This window comes from Streptomyces sp. E-08 (assembly GCF_049913095.1).
In the GTDB taxonomy this organism is placed as follows: Bacteria; Actinomycetota; Actinomycetes; order Streptomycetales; family Streptomycetaceae; genus Streptomyces.
Genome location: NZ_CP183971.1, coordinates 1814722 through 1838955 on the forward strand (window position 1 = coordinate 1814722; position 24234 = coordinate 1838955).

A 24234-nucleotide genomic window follows, 5' to 3' on the forward strand; every position below is an offset into this window, starting at 1 on the left:
CCCGTGGGGGTGCGGGCCCCTCAGCCTCGGGTGAGGGACAGCAGGTCTCGGGCCGGGCCCGTCGGGCGGTGGCCCGCCGGCCAGACCGCGCGGAGGTCGCGGCGGAGCAGTACCCCCTCCACCGGAATCGCCACGAGGCGCCGCGACGCCAGCTCCTCCGTGATCGCGAGCTCGCTGAGCACCGCGGGCCCGGCCCCGCTCACCGCCGCCGCCTTCACCGCCGTGGTGGAGGCGAGTTCGAGGAGCGGCTGCGCGAGTCCCCCGTGCGCGGAGAGCGCCGCGTCGAGGACCTGCCGGGTGCCCGAGCCGCGTTCCCGCAGGATCAGCGGGGTGGCGGCGAGCTCCGCCGGGTCGAGCGGCTTCCGGCGCCGGGCCCAGGGGTGGGAGGGCGCGGCGACGACCGCGAGCCGGTCGTGCGCGACGACGACCCCGTCCAGGCCGTCCGGGACGGCGAGCCCCTCGACGAAGCCGACGTCCGCCTCGCCCGAGAAGAGGCGTTCCGCCACGGCCGCGGAGTTCCCGGCCTGGAGCGAGACGGCCGTGTCGGGCCGTTCGGCGCGCAGCGCGATCAGCCAGCCGGGCAGCAGGTACTCGGCGATCGTCATGGACGCGGCCACCCGCAGCCGCGAGTCCCGCCGCCCGCGCAGCGCCTGCGCGCCCGCGTCGAAGGCTTCGGCGGCCTCCACGATCCGCCGGGCCCAGTCGGTGACGAGGGCGCCCGCGTCGGTGAGCCGGGAGCCGCGCGGCGAGCGGTCGAGGAGGGCCACGCCGAGCTGCCGTTCCATGGAGCGGATGCGGCTGCTGGCGGCGGGCTGGGTGATCCCGACCTCGCGGGCGGCCGCGCCGAGGCTCCCGTGCCGGGCGACGGCGAGGAGCAGTTCGAGGGCGCCGAGGTCCGGGACCCGGTGGGAGAGGACCCGGTGGGAGCCGGGCTCGTGAGATCCGGACTGGTGAGAGCCGGACTGGTGAGAGCCGGATTGGCCCGAGCCGACCTGGTGAGAGCCGGATTCGCCCGAGCCGACTTGGCGAGATCCGGATTGCCCCGAGCCGACCTGGTGAGAGCCGGCCTGGCCCGAGCCACCCTGGTGAGAGTCGGCCCGGTCGGAGACGTCCTCGCCGGAGACGGGGGTCGGTGTCGTGCCCTGCTCACTGCTCATAAAGGCAGCTTATGGCCTCATAGCCACAACGTCCCTGGTGGGGGCCGTTCCGGCGCGAAACGATCGAGTCATGGCAAGCCTCGCACCTCCTCTCCCCGCCCTCCGCGCCACCACCCCCGGCACCAGGGCGACCCGGACCGTCCGTCACCTCGGACCCAACTGGTACGCCTCCGTGATGGGCACGGCCATCGTCGCCAACGCCGGCGCCGCCCTCCCGGTGGACGTCCCCGGCCTCCGTACGGCCTGCGCCGCGGTCTGGGTCCTGTCACTCGCGATGCTGCTCACCCTGGTCGCCGCGCGCGCCGCGCACTGGGCCCGGCACCGGGACCAGGCCCGTGCCCATCTCATGGACCCGGCGATGGCGCCGTTCTACGGCTGTCTGTCGATGGCGCTGCTCGCGGTCGGCGGCGGGGCGATGATCGTGGGCCGGGACTGGATCGGGCTCCCGGCGGCCGTCGCCCTGGACACGGTGCTGTTCACCGCCGGAACGCTGATCGGCCTGGTGGCCGCGGTGGCCGTCCCGTACCTCATGGTCGTGCACCACCGGATCGAGAGCGCCTCGCCGGTGTGGCTGCTGCCGGTCGTCGCACCCATGGTCTCCGCCGCGCTCGGCCCCCTTCTCGTACCCCACCTGCCCGCCGGGCAGGCTCAGCAGACCCTGCTGATCGGCTGCCACGCCCTGTTCGGCGTCAGCCTGCTCGCCACCCTGGTCATGCTGCCGCTGGTCTTCGGCCGGCTCGTGACCGGCGGTCCGTTGCCGCTCGCGCTGACCCCCACCCTCTTCCTGGTCCTCGGCCCGCTGGGCCAGTCGACGACCGCCGCGAACAAGTTCGCCGACACGGCCGCGGGCGTGCTGCCCGCCCCGTACGCGCACGGTTTCGCCGCCTTCGCCGTCCTCTACGGGGTGCCCGTGATGGGCTTCGCGATGATGTGGCTGGCGCTGGCCGGGGCCATGGTGCTGCGGGCGCGGCGGCGGGGCATGGGCTTCGCGATGACGTTCTGGGCGTTCACGTTCCCGGTGGGGACGTGTGTGACCGGTGCCGAGGGGCTGGCGCAGCACACCGGTCTCGCCGTGTTCCGGTGGCTCGCGATCGGTCTCTATGTGTTCCTCGTGGCGGCCTGGCTGGTGGCGGGTCTCCACACGCTGCGCGGGCTGCTCAGCGGTGCGCTGCTCGCAGGGCCCGGGACAGCGCCCGCGGGGCCTCGGCCAGTGACGGCCCGTACCAGGTGAGCATGCGCCCGTCGACGAGGGCGGCGGCGGTCCCGGGGAACGCCTCGGGGCCGTCGTCGCGCGTGAAGCGGTAGGGCTCGTCGGGCAGGACGACGAGGTCGGGTCCGGCGGCGCGGAGTGCGTCGAGCGGGAGGCGCGGGTAGCGCTCGGGGTGGTCGGCGTACAGGTTCCGGACGCCGAGGCGGGCGAGCAGGTCGCCGGCGAAGGTGTCACGGCCGAGGACCATCCAGGGCCGCCGCCAGATCGGTACGACGGCGGTGCACGGCTCCACCGGCGTCACGGACTCCCAGGCCTCCTCGGCCTCCACGAGCCAGCGGGGGCGCGGGGGCGCGCCGCAGGCGGCGAGGACCCGCTCCAGTTCCCGCAGCCCCTGGTCGAGAGTGCGGATCCCGGTGACGAGGACGTCGAGTCCGGCGGCCCGGAGCGCGGCGAGGTCGGGGGCGCGGTTCTCCTCCTCGTTGGCGAGGACGAGGTCGGGCCGGAGCGCGGCGATCGCCGTGACGTCGGGGTTCTTGGTGCCGCCGACGCGGACGACGTCGAGGCCGGCGGGGTGGCTGCACCAGTCGGTCGCGCCGACGAGGACGCCGGGCGCGGTGACGGCGACGGCCTCGGTCAGGGACGGCACGAGGGAGACGACCCTCGGCGTCACGAGGGCCTCACTGCTCCTCGGCCTCGACGTGGTCGCCGACGGCGACGACGAGGAGCCGGGTGCCGGGCTCGGTGGCGCGCCAGCGGTGCCGTACGCCGCCGGAGAGGTAGAGCGTGTCGCCGCGGCCGAGCCGGTGGGCGCGGCCCTCGGCCTCGACCTCGGCGGCGCCGTCGGCCACGTACAGGAGCTCGTCGTTCCGGTGCTGGAACTCGCGCCCGGCGTCCTGCTCGCCGGTGAACTCCAGGGCGTGCAGCTGGTGGCGGCCCCGGACCAGCGTCCGGACGCCCGGGGGCATGCCCGGGGTCCGCTCCCCGGCCCGTACGACGTCGACGGTGCGGGAGGCCTCGGCGGCAGCGAGGAGTTCGCCGGCCGTGGTCTCCAGGGCCTCGGCGACGAGTTCGAGGGAGCGGCGGCTGGGGCGGGCGCGCTCGTTCTCGACCTGGCTGAGGAAGGGCACGGAGAGGCCGCTGCGGGAGGCGACGACGGCCAGGGTCAGCTGGAGCGCTCTGCGGCGCCTCTTGACGGCCGCGCCCACGCGGGGTGCTTCCTTCTCGTCCATGTCGGCTCCCTCCCTCTGCTCGTACCGGTCGGTTACCTGAACCTTACGCAGCTTTGGGGCGGGGTTTCGCGTCGTGACGAAAAGGGGTGGCCGCCGAACACGTTCGGCGACCACCCCTTTTCGGCCAGTGAGCCTCTGCCCGGCTCCGGCACCCCGTGAGGGCTACTGCGGTGCGAGCTTCTCCGCGAGGCCGGGGTTCCGGTCCAGCCAGGTGCGGACGGCCTGCTGCTCCTTGCCCTTGCCGGTCTCCTGGATGACGGCTTCGAGGTCGGTGAGCTGCTTCTCGGTCAGCGAGAAGTTCTTCAGCCAGGCGCCGACCTCGGGGTTCTCGGCGGCGAACCCCTTGCGGGCGAGGGTGTGGACGCCGTCGCCCTTGCCCCAGGAGCCCTTGGGGTCGTCGAGCTTCTTCAGGTCGTGGGCGGAGTAGGCCCAGTGCGGGGACCAGAGAGTGACGACGACGGGTTCCTTGCGCTCGTAGGCGCGCTTCAGCTCGGCGAGCATGCCGGGCGTGGAGCCGTCGACGACCTGGTACTCGCCCTCCAGGCCGTACTCCTTGAGCACCTTGTCCTTGAGGATGCCCATCATTCCGGCGCTGGGCTCGATGCCGACGATGCGGCCCTTGAACTGTCCGGCCTTCCCCTTGAGGTCGGCGAGCGAGTCGACGCCCTTCACGTACGAGGGGACGGAGAGCTCCAGGGAGGTGGGGCCGTACCAGGAGCCGAGGTCCTCCAGCTTGTTCTTGTACTTCTCCCAGTACTGGGCGTGGGTGACGGGGAGCCAGGCGTCGGTCTGGAAGTCGAGCTGACCGCCGGCGAGGCCGGTGTAGAGGGCGCCGGCCTCCAGCTGCTTGGTCTCGACCTCGTAGCCACGGCGCTCCAGGAGCTCCTTCCAGAGGTACGTGGAGGCGATGCCCTCGTCCCAGGGGATGTAGCCGATGCTGACCTTCTTGCCGTGGCCGCCGTTCGCGCCTGCGGCGGAGGTGGAGGTCGCGCCGCCGTTGCCGCCGAGGAAGCCCATGCCGCCGGCGACGAGCGCGAGGACGACGACGCCGACGAGCGCGGCGACGGGCTGCGGGCGGTGGGCCCAGAGCTTCGCCCCGGGCCGCTTCGCGCTCAGCGCGGCGCGCGCCTTGGCGGCGGCGCGGCGGCCCAGCGGGGAGACCTGGCGGCCGAGGGCGCCGGTCATCCGGTCCAGGTACATGGCGAGGACGACGATGGAGACGCCCGCCTCGAAACCGAGGCCGATGTCGACGTTGCCGATGGCGCGGTAGACGGCGCCGCCGAGTCCGCCGCCGCCGACCATGCCGGCGATGACGACCATGGAGAGGCCGAGCATGATGACCTGGTTGACACCGGCCATGATCGTCGGCAGGGCGAGCGGCAGCTGCACCCGCAGCAGCGTGTTGCGCGGGGTGGTGCCGAATGCCTCGGCTGCCTCGACGAGTTCGCCGTCGACCTGGCGGATGCCGAGCTCGGTCATGCGCACGCCCGGGGGCAGGGCGAAGACGATGGTGGCGATGATGCCGGGGACCACGCCGACGCCGAAGAAGATGATGCCGGGGATGAGGTAGACCATCGCCGGCATGGTCTGCATGAAGTCGAGCACGGGCCGCAGGACGGCGCTGACGGTCTTCGAGCGGGCCGCCCAGATGCCGAGCGGTACGGCGATCACCAGGGTGACGAGGGTGGCGACGAGGACGAGCGAGAGCGTCGCCATCGCCTCGTCCCACAGCTGGAGCGAGTCGACGAGCGCGAAGCCCGCGAAGGCGAGGACGCCGGCGGCGAGGCCGCGCAGCCACCAGGCGACGACGGCGAGGATGCCGGCGAAGAGCAGCGGGTGGGGGGCGGACAGGACGGCGTCGATGCCGTCGTAGAGGCCGGTGACGCCGGTGCTGACGGCGTCGAACAGCCAGGAGAGCTGGGCCTGGAGCCAGTCGACGGAGCTGTCGACCCACTGGCCGAGAGGGAGCCTAGGCACCGGCGGTCACCTCCTGGGCCTTGGCGAGCGGGGCATGCGTCGCGGCGACACCGCCCATGACGGCGAGGAGGCGTTCGGTCGGTACGACTCCGAGGACGGAGCCGTCGGTGTCCTCGACGGTCACGGGGTGCGGGGCCAGGGCGGCGACGGCGCACAGGTCGGCGACGAGCGTGTCGGGCCCGACGGCCCGGCAGGAGCAGCCGTCGGGGCAGTCGGCCGGGGCGACGGCGTCGGTCATGACCGCGGAGGCCGTGAGGACCCGGGAGCGGTCGACGTCCTGGATGAACGAGGCGACGTAGTCGTCGGCGGGCCGGACGAGGATGTCCTCGGCGGTGCCGAGCTGGACGATCCTGCCGTCGCGCATGACGGCGATCCGGTCGCCGAGGCGCATGGCCTCGTTGAGGTCGTGGGTGATGAAGACGATGGTCTTCTTCAGGCGCTTCTGGAGCACGAGGAGCTGGTCCTGCATGTCGCGGCGGATCAGCGGGTCGAGCGCGCTGAAGGACTCGTCCATCAGGAGCAGGTCGGCGTCGGTGGCGAGCGCGCGCGCCAGGCCGACCCGCTGCTGCATGCCGCCGGAGAGCTCGTCCGGCCAGGACTTCTCCCAGCCGCCGAGGCCGCACAGTTCGAGGGCCTCGGCGGCGCGGGTCTCGCGCTCGGCGCGGGGCACGCCCTGGACCTCCAGGCCGTAGGCGGCGTTCTCCAGGACGTTTCGGTGCGGGAAGAGCGCGAAGTGCTGGAAGACCATGCTGATCTTGGTGGAGCGGACCGCGCGCAGCTCGCGGGGGGAGAGCGCGGTGAGGTCGTGGCCGTCGTAGAGGACCCGGCCCGCGGTGGGTTCGAGCAGGCCGTTGAGCATGCGCAGGAGGGTGGACTTCCCGGAGCCGGACAGGCCCATCACGACGAAGATCTGACCGGGGTCGACGGTGAAGCCCGCGTCGACGACGGCGGCGGTCGTCCCCTCGGCGCGCAGCTCCTCGCGGTCGGCGCCGGCGGCGAGCCTGCGGACGGCTTCGTCGGGTCGTCTGCCGAACACCTTGTACAGGTGGTCGGCCTGGAGCCTGGACACATACACCTCACGGGTAGAGACGAAGAACGGCCTCACCACCCCCGCGTGGCCGGCCGTGGAGCGGGCGGGATCGGCCCGCGGGCCCGTCGCGTACGGGATCCTTTTCGTTGAATCCGGTACCGGGTTCCGCTCCGGGCTCGCGCCTGCCCGGCTTCACAGGGTGCAAACGCAAAGGTGACGGGGGTCACGCGAGGGGTCCGGGAGGGGGCCGAGAGAAAACCGAGAGAAAACCGAGAGGGGTCCGGGAGGGGTTTCCTGCGGGGTCCCCACGGGGTCCCTGCGGTCCCGCGCGCGGAAGGAGGGTCCTGTCGGTGGGGTGCGGCATGATCGGGGTGTGACGCGACGCCTGATGCTCCTCGACACCGCCAGCCTCTACTTCCGCGCGTACTTCGGCGTGCCGGACTCCGTCCGGGCCCCGGACGGCACCCCGGTGAACGCCGTGCGCGGGCTGCTCGACTTCATCACCCGGCTCGTCCAGGACCACCACCCCGACGATCTGGTGGCCTGCTGGGACGAGGACTGGCGCCCGCAGTGGCGCGTGGACCTGATCCCCTCGTACAAGGCGCACCGGGTGGCCGTGGAGACGGAGACCGGCCCGGACGAGGAGGAGATCCCGGACACATTGTCCCCGCAGGTGCCGGTCATCGAGGAGGTCCTCGCGGCGCTCGGCATCGCGCGGGTCGGCTCGGCGGGGTACGAGGCGGACGACGTGATCGGCACGCTGGCCGGCCGCGCCGAGGGACCCGTGGACATCGTCACCGGCGACCGCGACCTGTTCCAGCTGGTCGACGACGCCCGGGGCGTCCGCGTGCTGTACCCGCGCAAGGGCGTCGGCGACTGCGACCTGGTGGACGGGGAGCTGATCCGGACGAAGTACGGGGTGCGGCCCGACCAGTACGCGGACTTCGCGGCGCTGCGCGGGGACGCGAGCGACGGGCTGCCCGGGGTGAAGGGCATCGGCGAGAAGACGGCGGCGCAGCTGATCACGGAGTACGGGGACCTCGCCGGCGTCCGGGCCGCGGCGGAGGACCGCACGTCGAAGCTGACGCCGGCGAAGCGGCGCGGGATCGTGGAGGCGGCCGGGTACCTGGACGTGGCGCCGACGGTGGTGCGGGTCGCCTCCGACGCACCGCTGCCGGAGTTCACGGCGGCCCTGCCGACCGCGCCCCGCGACCCGGCCGCCCTGGAGGCGCTGGTGAAGCGCTGGGGCCTGGGCGGGGCGGTGGGGCGCCTGCTTCCGGTCCTGGAGCGCTGACGGAGGGGTTCCGGAGGGCTGCGTCGGGCGCTGCGACCAGGGGTCATTCGGGTGACCCCTGGGCCTCTCCCGCCGAGGGATGCTAGCTTAGGCATACCTAAGTACGCAGAGTCAGGAGAGCCCCTCGTGGCAGAGCAGCAGGCCCGCAAGGCACCGAAGGCCACCGAAGCGCGCGTGGTGCACACCGAGCGGATCACTCCGCACATGGTGCGGGTCGTGCTCGGAGGCCCCGGGCTCGACGGCTTCGCGGCGGACACCTACACCGACCACTACGTGAAGCTGCTCTTCGCTCCGGAGGGGGTCGCCTACCCGGAGCCGTTCGACATGGAGCGGATCCGGGCGGAGTTCCCCCGGGACCAGTGGCCGACGACCCGGACGTACACGGTGCGGTCCTGGGACCCGGTGCACCGCGAGCTGACCATCGACTTCGTGGTCCACGGCGACGAGGGCCTCGCGGGCCCCTGGGCGGCGCGCGCGCAGGCGGGCGAGACGGTGCGTTTCCTCGGCCCCGGCGGCGGCTACGCGCCGGACCCGGCGGCGGACTGGCACCTGCTCGTGGGCGACGAGAGCGCGCTTCCCGCGATCGCGGTGGCCTTGGAGGCCCTGCCCGAGGGGGCGAGGGCGCAGGCTCTCATCGAGGTCTCGGACGCGGCCGAGGAGCAGAAGCTGGCGACGTCGAAGGGCATAGACGTGACCTGGCTGCACCGGGGCGACCGCCCGGCGGGCGAGGCGCTGGTGGAGGCGGTCACGGCCCTGGAGTTCCCGGCGGGCGACGTGCACGCCTTCGTCCACGGCGAGGCGGGTTTCGTGAAGGAGCTCCGCCGGCACCTGCGGCTCGACCGGGGCGTGGCGCGCGAGCGCCTGTCGATCTCGGGCTACTGGCGCCTGGGCAAGTCGGACGAGGCGTGGCGCGCGATCAAGCGCGAGTGGAACGACCAGGTGGAACGCGAACAGGAGAACTGAGCCCGCACGCACGAGACCGAGGGGCGGCGCCCGGACACGGCGCCGCCCCTCGGCGCTTCGCACGCACGGCGGGTGCGGCCCGTAGGCAGGGCGGGGCGCGATGCGCGCACGCACGGGCGGGGCGCGGTCCCGCAGGCACGGGCGGGACGCGGTCCTGTAGGCACGGCGGGTGCGACCCGTACGCGGCGGGTGGCCCGTACGCGGCGGTTGCGACCCGTACGCGGCCCGTACGCGGCTGGTGCAATACGTTCGCACGCAAGGAGCTCGGCCCTCGCCCTGCAGACGCGCGCCGAGGCGCCCCCGTCCGCGCGGCGGGCTCGGTGGCTTCGCGCGTACGGCCGGCGCGGTGCTCCGACCACACGGTCGGCCCTCACCCCGCGGGCGCGACCAGAGGCACCCGGTACACACGGCGGCCCGGGCTGCCGCGCGAGCGGCCGGCGCTAAGCCCGGGTACGCCCAGCGGCCCGTGCGGTGTCCGCGTACGCGCGCGGCGCGAGGCTCGCAGAGGGGCTGCACCCGCTCCGCGGGCCGAACCAGATCCGCCCCGTGCACTCAGCGGCCCGCACGGCCGCGCGAACGGCCGGTGCCGCATCCGGGTACGCCCGGCGGCCCGTGCCGCCATGCGCGCGGCCGGTGCCTCCATGTGCACGGCCCGTGCCGCCATGTGCGCGGCCGGTGCCCACGGGCGCGCCGTCGGCACTCGCCCCGCAGGCAGGCCGCGGTTGCGTGGACACCGCACCCGCCGCGTGTTCGGGGGCGCCGGCTCCCCGAGGACCTGACCACGGGCGTCCGCGCCCACGCGGCAGCCCGCACGAGCGGGCCACGCCGCCCCCGAACGCCCGGCCCCGGGCACCACTCACCCACCCGGCAGCCGGCGCCCCCGTGCGCACCGCCGCCCGCGTAGGCCAGGTCCCGTGGGTCAGGTCGTGCGGCCGAAGACGCGGTCCGAGGCGTCCGCGTGGGCGATCCGGCGCAGCGCGGAGAAGATCGCGTCGCCGAGGACCGTGCCGACGACCACGCTCTCCACGACCTCCTCGCGCGCCACGTGGTGCGCGACGTACTCCAGGTCGGCCCGCGCCACCCGCTCCGCCGCGTCCGCGTACGCGCCGAGGACCTCGGTGAACCCGCCGTGACCGGCCTCCCCCAGGGCCGCCAGCGCCGTCGCGAGGGCCTCCGCGGCGGCGCTGCCCTCGTACGTGCGCCAGCCGCGCTCGGCGATCAGCTCGGCGACCCGCTTCCGCGCCTCCTCCATGCCGGCACCCGACTCGTGGTCGTAACGCGGCACCAGCCGGTCCGCCGCCGCGCCCAGCACCTTGTGCAGCGGCCGGTCGGAGTCGTCGACCGCCACGATCACCTCACGGACCGCGGCCACCGACAGGCCGCCCACGTCCAGGAGCGCCCGGATCAGGCGCAGTCGCCGCACGTGCGTCTCCCCGTACGAAGCCTGGTTCGGACTCGTGAGCTCTCCGGCGGGCAGCAGTCCTTCCCGTACGTAGAACTTGATCGTCGGCACCGACACCCCGGTCGTGCGACTCAATTCTCCGATGCGCACCGCGTGTTCACCTTCCACGTTCTCTCCCGGCCCTTGCCGACCGGCACCCCATCATAGATAGTGGCGCTATCAGATAGTGGCGAGTGCCACTATCCATACCTTCCACGGGGGGATCCGTATGTCTTCTTTACCGAACCCGCAGACCCCACTCGCCGCACCGTCCCGGCTGCACCGCCCGCTCGTCTGGTTCTCCGCCTCGATGGCCCTCCTCGCCCTCGTCTCGGCCGTCGGCATCGTCGTCGACGACCGAATACTCGTGGGCGTCCCGATCTGGACCAAGCCGTTCAAGTTCTCCGTATCGTTCGTCGCCTACGGGCTGTCGCTGGCCTGGATGCTCACCCTGCTCCCCCGCGGCAGGCGGGCCGGCTGGTGGGCCGGGACGGTGATCACCGTCGCCGGCGTCGTGGAGATGGCGCTCATCACCCTCCAGGTGATCCGCGGCACCCAGAGCCACTTCAACCAGGCGACCCCCTTCGACGGCGCCGTCTTCCAGATCATGGGCGCCACCGTCGTCGTGCTGTGGCTGGGCGCCCTGGTCATCGCGGTGCTCCTGCTGCGGGCCAGGATCCTGGACCGGGCGATGGCCTGGGCCGTCCGCCTGTCCTCCCTCATCGCCCTCGCGGGCGCCGGCGTCGGCTTCCTGATGGTCCGTCCGACGCCGGAGCAGCTGGCGGTCGAGAACCCGCCGATCAGCGGAGCGCACAGCGTCGGCGTCCCGGACGGCGGCCCGTCGATGCCGCTCACCGGCTGGGCGACCACCGGCGGCGACCTGCGCATCGCCCACTTCTTCGGCATGCACGCGCTGCAACTGCTCCCTCTGCTGCTGATCGTCCTGACCGCCCTCGCCGCGCGCTCCGCCCGCTTCCCGGCCTTCGCCCGCCTGGCCGACGAGGGCGTCCGGCTGCGCCTCACGCTCACGGCGTCGGCGGTGTACGCGGCGACCTTCGTCCTGCTGGTCTGGGAGGCCCTGCGTGGCCAGGCGCTGTTCGCACCGGACGGCGCGACACTCGCCGGCGCGGCGGCGATCGTGGTGCTGGGCGGTGCGGCGACGGCCCTGTCGCTCCGTACCGACGGCGCCCCCACCCCCGCTCTCACCCGGGAGGTCTCGGCATGACCGGCTTCCTCTTCGAGCTGTCGTTCCTCCTGGCGGCACCGGTCTGGCTGCTCATGATCTTCGCGCCGCGCCGGCGGGTCACCGAGCGGCTCGCGGCCTCCCCGCTGACCGTCCTGCCGATCCTGGCCGTCTGGGCCGTCCTCGCCGCTCCCGTCCTGCCCGAGCTGTGGGCGGCGGTCAGCAGCCCGGACATCGACACGTTCCGCGAACTCACCGCCCTCGCCAACGGTGCCGGCGCGCTCTGGGCCCAGGTCATCGCCTGGGACCTCCTCCTGGGCCAGTGGATGTACCGCGAGGCCCGCCGCCTCTCGATCTCACCCCTCCTGATGGGCCCGCTGCTGCTCCTGACGATCCTCCTCTCCCCCGTCGGCCTGCCCCTGTTCCTGATCGCCCGCGCGGTCAGGACGCCCCGGAAGGACCGCCGGCCGGCCCCGCACGCCCTAGTCTGACCGGATGCCAGACACCGACCGGGCCGTGGGCGCCGTACTGGGTTCCGCCGTGGGCGACGCGCTGGGAGCGCCCTTCGAGTTCGCCCTGCCGGGCGTGTTCCGGGAGCGGTTCCCGGACGGAGCCGGGGAGTTGTGCGGGGGTGGCGGCTGGGATCCGGGCGAGGCGACGGACGACACACAGATGGCCGTCCTGCTCGGGGAGTCACTCCTCGAACGGGGCGGCCTCGACCTGCCGGACGTCTTCGACCGGTTCCGGCGCTGGGCGGCGGCCGATCCCAAGGACATCGGCCTCCAGACCGAGCAGGTCCTGCTGGGCGGCGACGCCTGGGACGTGGCCGCCGCGCTGCACTTCCAGATCAACGGGCGCGCGGCCGGGAACGGTTCACTGATGAGGGCCTCGACCTCCGCGGTGTACTTCGCGGCACGGGGCCGAACGGAGACCATGAACGCCGCTCGCCGGATCGCCGCGCTCACGCACGGGGACCGGGCCGCCTGGGAGGGCACGGCGATCCTTCACGAGCTGGTCCGGGTCGCCCTCCTCGGCGAGGACCCGCTCGCCGCCGTGACCGCCACGCTGGCCGAGGTGGACCCGGCACACCGGGAGCGGTGGGCGAGGGTGCTCGACCCGCTCTGGCACCCGGACGACGCGACCGAGTTCAACGGGGCCGTCTGGCCCTGCCTCGGCTCGGCGATCTGGGCACTGCGGACCACGGACTCCTTCGAGGAGGCTCTCGCCGCGGCGGTCGACCTCGGCGGCGACACCGACACCGTGGCCGCCGTGACCGGCACCCTCGCGGGCGCGGTGTACGGTCCCGGCGCCATCCCCGCGCGTTGGACGGCCCCTCTCCACGTCCCCCTTCCCGGTTCCGCCGGTCGGGTCCTGCGCGCCGCGGACCTGTGGGCCCTCGCCAGGTCCCTGGTCGGGCAGGGGTGAAGGCGCCGGGGTCACCGGGCCGTCAGGAGGCCTTCCCCTTCCGTGCCGTGAGCTGGAAGAGGCGCGCGGTGTGCATGTAGGGGGCTCGCGCGGTCGTGGCCAGCTCCAGCCGTTCGAGGTCGGCGTAGTACTCCGGGTCGTACTTGCGCGCGTCGTCGGTCAGGTAGTCGCAGAAGCTGCGGATGCCGTAGTGCCGCACGTCCCTGCAGCCGAGGTCCCCGAGGAGCGGGATGATCTCCTCCGCCGCGTGGAGGGTCAGTTCGGAGTCGAACATCTCGTTCCGGAGCCGGTCGCTGTCGAGTGCGGCCAGGGCCGCGGCGGGGTCCAGCGACCGTACGGCGACGTTCAGGGGCGCCGAGTGCCGGTTGATCGCCATCACGGAGAAGAGCCCTCCCTCCGCCAGCGGGGCGAGCGCCGTCGCCAGGGTGCCGGACACGTCGTCCACGTACTGCAGCAGGTTGTGACACAGCACCACGTCGAAGCCGCCCGTGGCGATGTCCACCGGCAGGGTGCGCACATCGGCCCGGACACAGGTCACCCGTTCCGACAGCCCCCGCTCCGCCACGCGTGCCTCGGCGGCGGCCAGCATGGCCGGTGCGAGATCGACGACGGTGACGTGGTGCCCGCGCGCGGCCAGCCGCATCGCGTCACCGCCGTCGCCGCCCGCCAGGTCGAGGATCCGCAGCGGCCCGCCTCCGGTTCCCTCGTCGAGGTGACGCATCAGGTTCGCCTCGGCAAGTGTGTAGCGGAGACGGCCCCAGGGGGCTTCCTGCCATTCCTGCCAGGTGGCCATCGCGGTGTCGAACTTCTCGGTTTCCTGAGCCATTCGGCGACGATAGCCGTCCTCAGCGCGCGGCCGGATGTCACTTCCGGGCGTGGACCACGGCCAGGACGTCTCGGTCCGGCTGGAGGGTGAGGCTGGGGACCGGCAGGATGTCCTCCGTCGTGAGGTCCAGGTGGTAGCGGCGGGCGAGGACGGCGAGTACCAGGACGGCCTCCACGAGGGCGAAGCGGGTGCCCAGGCAGACGCGTGGGCCGCCGCCGAAGGGGAACCATGCGTACTCCGGTATCCGCTCGGCCGGTTCACCGTTCTCCCCGGGGAGCCAGCGCTCCGGCCGGAAGGCCTCCGCGTCCCCGTACCAGCGGGGGTCGCGGTGGGTGGACCACTGGCTGGACCAGACACGCGTCCCGGCGGGAACGGGGGTGCCCCCGAGGGTGGCACCCTCCTTGGCTATGCCGGTGAGGAGCCAGATCGTCGGGTAGAGACGCAGGGTCTCCTTGATGACCGCCTGGGTGTACGTGAGCGAGGCGTAGTCGTCGTACCCGGGCTCGTGGCCGGCGAGGACCCGGTCGAGCTCCTCGGCGAGGGCGTTGCGGACCCGGGGGTTGCGGGAGAGCAGGTACCAGGCCCAGACGAGCGTGGAGCTGGTGGTCTCGTGGCCGCCGATGTAGAGCGTGACCGTCTCGTCCCGGATCTCCTGGTCCGAGAGCGGCGCACCCGTCTCGTCCCGGGCGGCGAGCAGCCGGCTGAGGAGGTCGGGACGTTCCGTGTCGCCGTCTCGGTGGCGGGAGACGACGCGCGAGACCTCCGCGTCGATGACGGCCGTCGCGCGCTTGATGCGGGCTCGCCCCGGGGTGGGGACCCAGTCCGGCAACACCGCCCCGATGCCGCTGAACTCGGCGCCGATCTCCCGCTGCGCGACGTCCATCGCCCGCCCGATGGCTTCGGCGTCCGCGGCGGTGTCCACCCCGAAGATGGTGCGGACGGCGATGAGCTGGGTGAGGGCGGCCATCTCCTTCTTGATGTCGATCCGCTGCCCGTCGCTCCAGCGGTCGGCGAGGTCGACGGCGCACTCGGCCATCGTCGACGCGTAGGACCGGACCTGCTTGGGGCGGACGGAGGGCTGGACGAGCGAGCGCTTGCGCCGCCAGTCGGCTCCCTTGGAGACGATGACACCGTTGCCGAGGAGGGTCCGGAAGGCGATGCCGAGGTCGGGCTGGTCGAAGCTGCGCTCGATCTCGGTGAGGAGCTCGCCGATGTTCTCGGGGTGGGCGATGAAGAGGGCGGGACCGCGACCGAAGCGCCAGCGGACGAAGTCCCCGCGCTCCCGCAGCTGTTCGAAGAAGGCGAGGGGGTCCTTGCCGAAGGCCGGGAGGTTCCCGAGGAGGGGCACTCCGCGCGGCCCTTCGGCGAACACCGGAGCGGCCTCCCGGACCACCGGCTCCCCGTCCGGCACTTCCACAGCCGGCTCCCCGTCCGGCACTTCCACCGCCGCCTCGGCCACCGCCCCTCCGCCCGACACCTCCACCGCCGGCTCCCCGTCCGCCGTCTCGGCCACCGGCCCTCTGTCCGCCGTCTCGGCCACCGACCCTCCGCCCGACGCCTCCGCCACCGGCTCCCCACCCGGCGCCTCCACCACCGGCCCTCCGCCCGACGCCTCCGCCGGCTGCCCCTCGTCCTGCGTCCCGGCGTCCGGACCGGCCTGCGTGGTCATGCGCGTCCCCTCCCCAACTGGCTTCCCCTGCTTGCGAGTCCATGCAAGCGGAAGCCCGGGCCCCCGCGCCACCCCTGTGGACGACGACCTGTGGACAACCCCTGTCGGGGGCGTGCCGAAGGGGCCCGCGGCGCGCACGCCACGGGCCCCTTCATGAACTGCCGACCCGTCAGCCCACGGAGCTGTAGGCGACGACACCGCGCAGCAGCGAGTCCACCGCCTTGCGGGCGTTCTTGGCGACCGTGCTGTTCTCCTTGGGCGCCGCCGCGGCGATCTGCCCGAGGACGTCGATCACCTGCTTGCACCAGCGGACGAAGTCGCCCGCGGGCATCTCCGCCTCCCGGAGCACCTCGTCCAGGCTCTTGTCGGAGGCCCACTGGTAGGCGGCCCAGGCGAAGCCGAGGTCGGGCTCGCGCTGGCCGACGCCCTCCGCCTGGTTGATCTTGAAATCCTCTTCGAGGGCGTCGAGCCGGCCCCAGATCCGGACCATCTCGCCGAGCGCCGCCTTGGCGTTGCCCGTGGGCAGCTTGGGCGCGACGGCGTCGTCCGCCTGACGCGCCTCGAACACCAACGCCGATACGCAGGCCGCGAGTTCGGCCGGGGTGAGGCCCTCCCAGACGCGGTCGCGGAGGCATTCGCTCGCCAGCAGGTCGAGCTCGCCGTAGAGGCGGGCGAGCCGCTTGCCGTTCTCGGTGACCTCGTTGCCGCGCAGGTAGTCGAGCTCGGTGAGGAGCGCGACGATCCGGTCGAAGGTGCGGGCGATGGTGTTGGTGCGGCCCTCGATGCGCCGCTCCAGCTGCTGCGTGTCGCGCTGGAGGCGGTGGTAGCGCTCGGCCCAGCGGGCGTGGTCCTCCCGCTCGTCGCAGCCGTGGCAGGGGTGCGCGCGGAGCTCGGTGCGCAGCCGGGCGATCTCGCGGTCGTCGGCGGCGGCGGAGCGCTGCCGATGGTGACGCTCGGGGTTGATGTGCCCGGCCTTGCTCCGCAGGGCGGAGGCGAGGTCGCGGCGGGACTGCGGGGAGCGCGGGTTGAAGGACTTGGGGATCCTCATGCGCTCCAGCGCCTCGACCGGGACCGGGAAGTCGATGGAGGCGAGCCTCTTGACCTGCCGTTCGGCGGTGAGGACGAGGGGGCGCGGCCCGTCGTGGTGCTCGAAGCCGCGGTGGCCGTTGGTGCGGCCGGCCGGGATGCCGGGGTCGAGGACGAGGGCGAGGCCCGCGAACTTGCCGGTGGGGACGTGGATGACGTCGCCGGGCTTGAGCTTCTCCAGGGAGCTGGCGGCCTGGGCGCGGCGCTGGGCGGCGCCCTGGCGTGCCAGTTCGGTCTCGCGGTCCTTGAGGTCGCGGCGCAGCCGCGCGTACTCCTCGAAGTCTCCGAGGTGGCAGGTCATGCCCTCGCGGTACCCCTCGAGTCCTTCCTCGTTCTTCTGGACCTGGCGCGAGATGCCCACGACGGAGCGGTCGGCCTGGAACTGGGCGAAGGAGGTCTCCAGGAGCTCGCGGGAGCGGTGCCGGCCGAACTGGTCGACGAGGTTGACCGCCATGTTGTACGAGGGCCGGAAGCTGGAGCGCAACGGGTACGTGCGCGTGCCGGCGAGTCCGGCGAGGTGGCCGGGGTCGAGTCCGCGCTGCCAGAGCACGACGGCGTGGCCCTCGACGTCGATGCCGCGGCGCCCGGCGCGACCGGTGAGCTGGGTGTACTCGCCGGGGGTGATGTCCGCGTGCTGCTCGCCGTTCCACTTGACGAGCTTCTCGAGGATGACGGTGCGCGCGGGCATGTTGATGCCGAGGGCGAGGGTCTCGGTGGCGAAGACCGCCTTGACCAGGCCGCGGACGAAGAGCTCCTCGACGACCTCCTTGAAGGTCGGGAGCATGCCGGCGTGGTGGGCGGCGATGCCCCGCTCCAGGGCTTCGAGCCACTCGTAGTAGCCGAGGACGTGGAGGTCCTCGGAGGGGATGGCGGCGGTGCGCTCCTCGACGATCTCGCGGACGCGCAGGCGTGCCTCGTCGTCGTTGAGCCGGAGTCCGGCGTAGAGGCACTGCTGGACGGCGGCCTCGCAGCCGGCGCGGCTGAAGATGAAGGTGATGGCGGGCAGGAGCCCTTCGGCGTCGAGGCGCTCGATGACCTCGGGGCGGCCGGGGGTCCAGATCCGGGAGCGCTGGCGGCGCTCGCGCTCGCGGTCGGCCTCGCGGACCATCTTGCCGCGCCGCCGGTCGCGCGGGTTGTACGTGCGCGTGTTCTCGGTGCGGGCGAGGCGGAGGAGGTCGGGGTTGACCTCGCGCCGGGACGCGCCGCGGCCGCCGTGGTCGGTCTCCTCCTCGAAGAGGTCGTACATCCGGCGTCCGGCGAGGACGTGCTGCCAGAGGGGTACGGGGCGGCTCTCCGAGACGATGACCTCGGTGTCGCCGCGGACGGTGTCGAGCCAGTCGCCGAACTCCTCGGCGTTGGACACGGTCGCGGAGAGTGAGACCAGGGTGACGGACTCGGGGAGGTGGATGATCACTTCCTCCCAGACGGCGCCACGGAAGCGGTCGGAGAGGTAGTGGACCTCGTCCATCACGACGTATCCCAGGCCGGAGAGGGCCTGGGAGCCCGCGTACAGCATGTTGCGGAGGACTTCGGTCGTCATGACGACGATCGGGGCGTCGCCGTTCACGCTGTTGTCACCGGTGAGCAGGCCGACCTTGTCGGCGCCGTACCGCTTGACGAGGTCGGCGTACTTCTGGTTCGACAGCGCCTTGATGGGGGTCGTGTAGAAGCACTTGCGGCCCTGCGTGAGGGCGAGGTGGACGGCGAACTCGCCGACGATGGTCTTGCCGGAGCCCGTGGGCGCGGCGACGAGCACGCCCTTGCCCGCTTCGAGTGCCTGGCAGGCCTCGATCTGGAACGGGTCCAGACCGAACTCGTACATCTCGCGGAAGGGCGCCAGTGCGGTGGCCTGCTCGGCGTTGCGCGCGAGGGCTGCCGCGTACGCCTGGGCTGGTGTGAGGTCCTCTGTCATCTTGTTGTCGAGCCTACCCGCCACCTCTGACAGTGACGCGATCTTTATCGAGGGGATGCGGAGGGCTCGGTTCCGGTGGGGTGCGGGAGGAAGACCCCGGGGACGGAGCCCCATGAGGAAGACCCCGGACCGGGTCCGGAGCCCCATGAGGAAGACCCCCGGACCGGCTCCGGAACCCCACGAAGAAGGCCCCCCGGACCGAGTCCGGGGGGCCTTCCAGCCATCCGAGAGCCTGACGATCGAGACTGCCGGGATCAGGTGATGTCGTCGTACCCGTTGAGCCGCTGCGCGCCCGCCCCGCCGTGCTCACCGGTGGCCTGCTCGGGCAGGGCCCGGGCGGCGCCCACCGGCTCGACGGACCCGACGGTCTCGGGGGTGAGGTCGAGCGAGGAGGCCTCGTCGTCGTCGAGCTCGGCGTCGGGGTTCGCACGCCGGCGACGGCGGTCGTTGAGCAGGGAGAACCCGACGGCGCCGAAGTACAGGATCGTGATGGGCCCGGCGAGGGCCAGCATGCCGACGGGGTCGGTGGTCGGGGTGATCACGGCGCCGAAGACGAAGACGCCCATGATCACGCCGCGCCACCAGCCGGCCATGCGGCGGCCGCTGAGGACACCGGTGACGTTGAGCATCACCAGGACGAGCGGCAGCTCGAAGGCGAGGCCGAACACGAGCACCATGCGCAGGGTGAAGTCGAGGACGTCGTTCAGCGCCAGGAGGTTCGCGGAGCCGCTGGGCGTGAGGCTGATGAGGACCTTCACGCTGACGGGGAGGATGAGGTACGCGAGGTAGGCGCCCGCGGCGAAGAGCGGCACGGCCGCGCCGACGAAGGCGTACGTGTACTTCTTCTCGTTCCTGTGCAGTCCGGGCGCGATGAAGGCCCACAGCTGGTAGAGCCAGACCGGGCTGGCGATCACGAGACCCGCCGTCAGGGACACCTGGATCGTCGTGCTGAAGGGGGCCATCAGCGTGTTGAAGGTGACGACCGCACAGTTGCCGCCGTCACTGGTGACGTTCTCGGGGCATTTGGGCACCGACTTCGACAGGAACTGCAGCAGCTCCTCGCTGTACACGAGGGCCGCGATCGTCACCACCGTGATGGCGAGGAGACCCTTCGCCAGTCGGTTGCGGAGTTCACGCAGGTGCTCCACGAGGGGCATCCGGCCCTCGGGATCCTTCTCCTGCTTGCGGGCAGACTTGGGCAACCCACGTCCTCATCTCGTGCGGCAGGCCGCCGCACGGTGCGGCGGCCGCGGCGGACCGGGTCAGCGCTTGGTGGTGTCCGAGGGCTCGGTCACGGGACGCGCGCTGGTCACGTCGCCGGGAGCGGCCTGGATGGTGCGCGGGGCGGGCTCCTGCGTGCCGGCGTGCGGCGGGTCGGCGGGGGCAGGGGCGGCCTGCTGGTCGTCCGCCTTCATCGCCTTGGCCTCGCTCTTGAGGATGCGGGCCGACTTGCCCAGCGAGCGGGCCATGTCGGGAAGCTTCTTGGCGCCGAACAGGAGGATGACGACGACGAGAATGAGAATGATCTCGGTGGGGCCGAGCCTACCCATAGCTGTTTACCTTCTTCACCGAGGCGACATGGAGTGCGTGCCCGGCGGGTCGGACATGCGTCCGGCCACCGCGCTGCCTGCGATCGTAACCCGCAGGAGTAAACGCGGGGCAATGCCCGTGCATACTCCCGATTGCGTCCCGCGGGCCCCGAACGGGGCCCTTCGTGCAGCGTACGGCACGGCTTCAGCGGAGCGACTCACCGGTCCGGGCCAGGCCGACGGCGGCGGTTTCGAGCTCTTCGGCGGCCTGCTGGATCCGCTCTGTGGTGCGGGCCACCTGGCGGCCGAGGCGCTGGACCTCCAGGAAGACCCGGACGGCGAGGACGCCGAGGACGGCGAGGCCGAGGAAGCCGAGGGCGATGGCGAGCATGGGCCAGAACATGTACTGAGCCTAGACGCTGGGCCGGTACGGGTCGTTCACACGGTGGCGCACGGGGCGTTCAGACGGTGGTGTGGAGGCGCAGGGTCCGCACGCCGCCACCGGTCAGGAGTTCCACGATGCGCTCCCCCGCGGGCTTGCGGACGGAGCTGCCGCACTCGGGGCAGGTGAAGGAGTAGAAGGTGGTGCGGCGGCTCGCCCCGATGGCCAGGCGCAGGGCGCTCGCGGAGAGCTCGAAGCGCGAGCGGCAGTCGGGGCAGGCGGCCTTGAAGAGGACCGGGGCCATGGACGCCGCAAAACCGTGCATCGCGGACATCTCCCTCATCTTCTCGACTTCTGGCATCACGTCAGTAACAGCGTCCCCGGAGCGGGGAACGTCACACGCCCTCGTACGCGGCGAGCGCGGCGGCCGCCGCCGTCCGCGCGCTGTCGGCCAGCTCCGCCGGCGCGACGATCCGCCCGTCACTGCCGAGCCGCAGCGCCAGCCTGCGCAGCGAGGCCGGGTCCGGCGTCCGCAGCGTGATCCGCAGCCCGCCGTCCGGCAGCTCCTCGGCCCGGTCGTGCGGGTAGTACTCGGCGACCCAGCGGCCCCCGGGCCCCACCTCGACCACGACCTCCGGGTCGTCGGCCGACGGCTGGACCAGGCCCTCGGAGAGGTCCCGCAGCTCCAGCTCCGGGGGCGCCGCGTGCTCGTCGAGGATCCGGATCTCCGCGACCCGGTCGAGCCGGAAGGTGCGGCGCGCCTCGGAGAGCCGGCACCACGCCTCCATATAGGTGTGACCGACGGCGAAGAGCCGGATCGGGTCGACCTCGCGCTCGGTGAGCTCGTCGCGCGCGGGCGAGTAGTACCGCACCCACAGGCGCCTGCGCTCCGAGATGGCCCGGTCGACCTCGGCGAAGACCCCGCCCTCGGACTCGAAGGTCACCGAGAGCCTGGCGCTGGCCCCGGCGGCCTCGCCGGCCGCCGCCTCCAGCTTGGCGGTGGCCCGCAGCAGGGCGTCCCGGTCGCTCTCGCGGAGCCCCGGCAGGGTCGCGACCGCCCTGGCCGCGACGAGCAGCGCGGTCGCCTCGTCGGCGGCGAGCCGCAGCGGCTCGGCCACGTCGTCCGGGTTGTGCCACCAGATCCGGTCGCCGTCGGTGTCGATGTCGAGCAGGTCGCCGCCCCGGAAGCTGGTGCCGCACATGGGCAGCACGTCCAGGTCGGAGATCAGCTCGTCCTCGGTGATCCCGAAGGCACGCGCCACATCGGCGACGTGAGCGCCCGGGCGCTCACGGAGATAGGTGACGAGGGAGAGCATCCGCCTCGTCTGGTCGATCGCGTTGGCAGCCATGCGGTACGTCTCCCCCTCAGCCCTTGGCCACGGCGCGCAGCCGCTCCACCACATCGGCCCGCAGATCGGTCGGTTCCAGTACGACGACGTCGGGGCCGAACTCGACGAGCCAGGCGTCGAGCCCGTGCCCGTACGGGATCTCCAGCTCGTCCCAGCCGTCGCCGCCCTCGGTCACGGCCCGGGCGCGAGCCCGCAGCGGGTAGCCGCAGCCGGCGCGCAGCCGGATCCGCGCGGAGCGGGTGGCGGTCTCGCCGGCCCAGCTCTCGACGGTCTCGCGGACGGTCGAGACGTCGGGCACGGGCGCGGTGAAGGCGCCGGCCCGCGAGCGGACCTTGCCGGTGATGCGGGAGAGCCGGAAGACGCGCTCGGCACCACGGTCCCGGTCCCAGCCGGCCAGGTACCAGTGGCCGCGCCAGCACTCGAGGGTCCAGGGCTCGACCTGGCGGGTCTCGGGGCGGGCGGCGTTGGCCTTGCGGTAGTCGAAGACGACGGGGCGGCGGTCGCGGCAGGCCAGCATGAGCGGCTCGAAGGCGGTCTCGTGGACCGGGATGCGCGGTTCGAGGGCGCTCGGCTGGGTGTCGTACGAGTCCTCCGCCTCGGGCATGCCGGCGGCGCGGAGCTTCTGCAGGGCACCGCTCGCGGCGCCGGCGAGCCGGGCCTGCTGCCACACCTTGGCGGCGAGGCCGAGCGCGGCGGCCTCCTCGGCGTCGAGGGTGATCGGCGGCAGCCGGTTGGAGTCGCGGCGGGCCAGGTATCCGGTCTCGCCCTCCAGGTTCTCGACGGTCTCGATGACGAGACCGAGCTCGCGGAGATCGTCCTTGTCCCGCTCGAACATGCGGTTGAAGGCGTCGTCCCCGCTCGCTTCGAGGTACGCCTCGATGGAGCCGCGGAGCTCCCGCTTGCTCAGCGGGCGGCGCGTCCCGAGCAGGCACAGCGCGAGATTCATCAGCCGCTCGGACTTGGCAATCGCCATCGACGCCCTGCACCCTTCCGCCGGTTCACTTCTCGGACGTCCGACCGTACCGCCCCGGGGTGTCGGGACAAAAGCCGAGGGCCCCCGCCGTGGACGGCGGGGGCCCTCGGAACGACCTGGACGTCAGCCCTTCACGGCCACGAGGTCGCAGACGAAGATCAGCGTCTCGCCCGGGGCGATCGCGCCGCTGCCGGCGCCACGGTCGCCGTAGGCGAGGTGCGCGGGGATGATCAGCTGGCGGCGGCCGCCGACCTTCATGCCCTGGACACCCTGGTCCCAGCCGGCGATGACCTGGCCGGCACCGAGCTTGAACTCGAGCGCGCTGCCGCGGTTCCAGGAGGCGTCGAACTCCTCGCCGGTGGAGAAGGCCACACCCACGTAGTGGACCTGCACGAACTGACCGGCCTTGGCGACCTCGCCGTCGCCTTCCCAGAGGTCCTTGATCTCCAGGTCCTTCGGCGGCTCGCCACCCGGGAAGTCGATCTCGGGCTTCTCGATGCTCACTGAACTGCTCCTCATACGGATGAACCGCGCGACGGTGGGACGCGCGAACGGGACAGTCTTACATCTTCGTCAGGATGTCCACGGCGAAGACCAGCGTGGAGTTCTTCGGAATGCCCTGCTGCTCCTTGTCGCCGAACGCCTCCGACGGCGGGGCGACGATCAGGACGCGGCTGCCGACCTTCTTGCCGACGAGGCCGTCCTTGAGGCCCTTCAGCGTCAGCTGCGGGAGCGGGAAGTTCGCGGGCTTGCCCTGGGTGTACGTCGAGTCGAACACCTTGCCGTCCTTCCACAGGGCGGCGACGTAGTTCACGACGACCGTGTCGGTCGCCTTGACCGCCTCGCCCTTGGACTCCAGCACGTAGTTCGACACGAGCTTGGTCGGCGGGTCCGTCTTCGGGACCGTCAGCGAGGGCGCCTTGCCGTCGGTGTTCGTCCCGACGATCGGCAGGTCCTTGTCGTCCTGGGCGACCGGGGTGCCCGTGGCGGACTTCGGGATCGTCACGGCCTTCAGGATGTCGACGACGAAGACCAGGGTCGCGTTCGGCTTGATGCTCGGCGGCGAGCCGGCCTCGCCGTAACCGAGCTCCGGCGGGATGCCGATCTCGATGCGGCTGCCGACCTTCTGGCCCTCCAGGCCCTGGTCCCAGCCCTTGATGACCTGACCGGCGCCCAGCGTCACGTCGAAGGGCTGACCGCGGTCGAAGCTGTTGTCGAAGGGGGTGGTGGAGTCCCAGGCCTGGCCCAGGTAGTTCACCTGGAGCGCGTCGCCCTTCTTCGTCACCGGGCCCGTGCCCTCACTGATGACGTTGACCTTGAGCTCCTTGGGCGGGTCGCCCTCGCCCTTGGCGAGGGTCGGCTTCTCCCCGAACTTCTGCCCCGCGGTGATGGTGGGCAGCCCGTTCGTCATCGAGGCGGAATCGGAGCCCTTGTCGTCGCTGCCGCACGCCGCTGTGGAGAGCAGCAGCAGTGGGACGACGAGAAGGCCGGCAAGTCGGCGCACGTGTTCCTCAGATCTCAGACGGCACAGTAGTTGTGCCGACACTCTAGGCGCTCCTCCTGTCACGTCGAGGGCCCCGCACGCCGAACGTGCGGGGC

23 protein-coding genes are annotated in these 24234 nt (G+C 72.6%); 6 read left to right on the forward strand and 17 right to left on the reverse strand.

All coding sequences use genetic code 11. The features are described from left to right. Positions 1 to 20 precede the first annotated feature (20 nt). Positions 21 to 878, reverse strand: a complete 858-nt coding sequence (locus ACN9MM_RS08290) for a LysR family transcriptional regulator (protein ID WP_426368695.1) — start codon at positions 876 to 878, stop codon at positions 21 to 23. A 349-nt stretch (positions 879 to 1227) separates the two neighbouring features. On the opposite strand from ACN9MM_RS08290, the gene ACN9MM_RS08295 reads away from it, so the two are divergent. Next, positions 1228 to 2388, forward strand: coding sequence for a TDT family transporter (locus tag ACN9MM_RS08295; protein WP_426363018.1), 1161 nt, complete (start codon positions 1228 to 1230; stop codon positions 2386 to 2388). Here the strand turns inward: ACN9MM_RS08295 and ACN9MM_RS08300 are convergent. From ACN9MM_RS08300 to ACN9MM_RS08315, 4 genes are all read right to left on the reverse strand, one after another. Continuing rightward, positions 2315 to 3037, reverse strand: coding sequence for a helical backbone metal receptor (locus ACN9MM_RS08300; protein WP_426363019.1), 723 nt, complete (start codon positions 3035 to 3037; stop codon positions 2315 to 2317). The two genes, ACN9MM_RS08295 and ACN9MM_RS08300, sit on opposite strands and share 74 nt — an antisense overlap. 7 nt (positions 3038 to 3044) lie before the next feature. Continuing rightward, on the reverse strand, positions 3045 to 3596 hold the full coding sequence (locus ACN9MM_RS08305; RefSeq protein ID WP_382861045.1) for a helix-turn-helix domain-containing protein: 552 nt from the start codon (positions 3594 to 3596) through the stop codon (positions 3045 to 3047). A gap of 162 nt (positions 3597 to 3758) precedes the next feature. Then, positions 3759 to 5573 carry an ABC transporter permease/substrate binding protein gene (locus tag ACN9MM_RS08310; RefSeq protein WP_426363020.1) on the reverse strand — a complete coding sequence of 605 codons (1815 nt, stop codon included), beginning with the start codon at positions 5571 to 5573 and terminating at the stop codon, positions 3759 to 3761. Next, positions 5566 to 6642 (reverse strand): quaternary amine ABC transporter ATP-binding protein, encoded by a 1077-nt coding sequence (locus ACN9MM_RS08315; RefSeq protein WP_426363021.1) that lies wholly within the window; start codon positions 6640 to 6642, stop codon positions 5566 to 5568. The genes ACN9MM_RS08310 and ACN9MM_RS08315 overlap by 8 nt, the downstream gene beginning before the upstream one ends. 349 nt (positions 6643 to 6991) lie before the next feature. On the opposite strand from ACN9MM_RS08315, the gene ACN9MM_RS08320 reads away from it, so the two are divergent. Further along, the gene (locus ACN9MM_RS08320) at positions 6992 to 7897 is read left to right on the forward strand and encodes a 5'-3' exonuclease (RefSeq protein ID WP_426368696.1); all 906 of its coding nucleotides are present in this window, start codon (positions 6992 to 6994) and stop codon (positions 7895 to 7897) included. Positions 7898 to 8023: 126 nt separating this feature from the next. Then, entirely contained in the window at positions 8024 to 8860 is an 837-nt protein-coding gene (locus ACN9MM_RS08325) for a siderophore-interacting protein (RefSeq protein ID WP_426363022.1), read from the forward strand. A 919-nt stretch (positions 8861 to 9779) separates the two neighbouring features. Here the strand turns inward: ACN9MM_RS08325 and ACN9MM_RS08330 are convergent. Beyond that, positions 9780 to 10412, reverse strand: a complete 633-nt coding sequence (locus ACN9MM_RS08330) for a MerR family transcriptional regulator (RefSeq protein WP_426363023.1) — start codon at positions 10410 to 10412, stop codon at positions 9780 to 9782. A 199-nt stretch (positions 10413 to 10611) separates the two neighbouring features. On the opposite strand from ACN9MM_RS08330, the gene ACN9MM_RS08335 reads away from it, so the two are divergent. The 3 genes from ACN9MM_RS08335 to ACN9MM_RS08345 are packed head-to-tail and all read left to right on the forward strand — an operon-like array spanning position 10612 to position 12909. Further along, positions 10612 to 11526, forward strand: a complete 915-nt coding sequence (locus ACN9MM_RS08335) for a hypothetical protein (protein WP_426368697.1) — start codon at positions 10612 to 10614, stop codon at positions 11524 to 11526. After that, on the forward strand, positions 11523 to 11975 hold the full coding sequence (locus tag ACN9MM_RS08340) for an ABA4-like family protein (protein WP_426363024.1): 453 nt from the start codon (positions 11523 to 11525) through the stop codon (positions 11973 to 11975). The genes ACN9MM_RS08335 and ACN9MM_RS08340 overlap by 4 nt, the downstream gene beginning before the upstream one ends. A 4-nt stretch (positions 11976 to 11979) precedes the next feature. After that, entirely contained in the window at positions 11980 to 12909 is a 930-nt protein-coding gene (locus ACN9MM_RS08345) for an ADP-ribosylglycohydrolase family protein (protein ID WP_426363025.1), read from the forward strand. A 22-nt stretch (positions 12910 to 12931) separates the two neighbouring features. Here the strand turns inward: ACN9MM_RS08345 and ACN9MM_RS08350 are convergent, their stop codons facing one another. The 11 genes from ACN9MM_RS08350 to ACN9MM_RS08400 all read right to left on the reverse strand — a co-directional run bounded on the left by ACN9MM_RS08350 (position 12932) and on the right by ACN9MM_RS08400 (position 24139). After that, on the reverse strand, positions 12932 to 13735 hold the full coding sequence (locus ACN9MM_RS08350; protein ID WP_426363026.1) for a class I SAM-dependent methyltransferase: 804 nt from the start codon (positions 13733 to 13735) through the stop codon (positions 12932 to 12934). Between the two features lie 37 nt (positions 13736 to 13772). Beyond that, positions 13773 to 15404 carry a cytochrome P450 gene (locus ACN9MM_RS08355; protein ID WP_426363027.1) on the reverse strand — a complete coding sequence of 544 codons (1632 nt, stop codon included), beginning with the start codon at positions 15402 to 15404 and terminating at the stop codon, positions 13773 to 13775. 169 nt (positions 15405 to 15573) lie between these two features. Beyond that, positions 15574 to 18402 carry a DEAD/DEAH box helicase gene (locus ACN9MM_RS08360; protein ID WP_426363028.1) on the reverse strand — a complete coding sequence of 943 codons (2829 nt, stop codon included), beginning with the start codon at positions 18400 to 18402 and terminating at the stop codon, positions 15574 to 15576. A 254-nt stretch (positions 18403 to 18656) separates the two neighbouring features. Further along, a complete protein-coding gene (tatC, locus tag ACN9MM_RS08365) occupies positions 18657 to 19559 on the reverse strand; it encodes a twin-arginine translocase subunit TatC (RefSeq protein ID WP_426368698.1) in 903 nt (300 codons plus the stop codon). A 105-nt stretch (positions 19560 to 19664) separates the two neighbouring features. Then, a complete protein-coding gene (gene tatA, locus ACN9MM_RS08370; RefSeq protein WP_426363029.1) occupies positions 19665 to 19952 on the reverse strand; it encodes a Sec-independent protein translocase subunit TatA in 288 nt (95 codons plus the stop codon). A gap of 184 nt (positions 19953 to 20136) precedes the next feature. Next, entirely contained in the window at positions 20137 to 20334 is a 198-nt protein-coding gene (locus tag ACN9MM_RS08375; RefSeq protein ID WP_426363030.1) for a hypothetical protein, read from the reverse strand. A 58-nt stretch (positions 20335 to 20392) separates the two neighbouring features. After that, the gene (locus ACN9MM_RS08380; protein ID WP_189804517.1) at positions 20393 to 20656 is read right to left on the reverse strand and encodes a hypothetical protein; all 264 of its coding nucleotides are present in this window, start codon (positions 20654 to 20656) and stop codon (positions 20393 to 20395) included. Between the two features lie 52 nt (positions 20657 to 20708). Further along, positions 20709 to 21662, reverse strand: a complete 954-nt coding sequence (locus tag ACN9MM_RS08385; RefSeq protein ID WP_365223013.1) for a helix-turn-helix transcriptional regulator — start codon at positions 21660 to 21662, stop codon at positions 20709 to 20711. 16 nt (positions 21663 to 21678) lie between these two features. After that, entirely contained in the window at positions 21679 to 22635 is a 957-nt protein-coding gene (locus tag ACN9MM_RS08390; protein ID WP_426363031.1) for a helix-turn-helix transcriptional regulator, read from the reverse strand. A 123-nt stretch (positions 22636 to 22758) separates the two neighbouring features. Further along, positions 22759 to 23139 (reverse strand): FKBP-type peptidyl-prolyl cis-trans isomerase, encoded by a 381-nt coding sequence (locus ACN9MM_RS08395; RefSeq protein WP_426363032.1) that lies wholly within the window; start codon positions 23137 to 23139, stop codon positions 22759 to 22761. A gap of 58 nt (positions 23140 to 23197) precedes the next feature. Next, positions 23198 to 24139, reverse strand: a complete 942-nt coding sequence (locus ACN9MM_RS08400; protein WP_426363033.1) for an FKBP-type peptidyl-prolyl cis-trans isomerase — start codon at positions 24137 to 24139, stop codon at positions 23198 to 23200. Positions 24140 to 24234 lie beyond the last annotated feature (95 nt).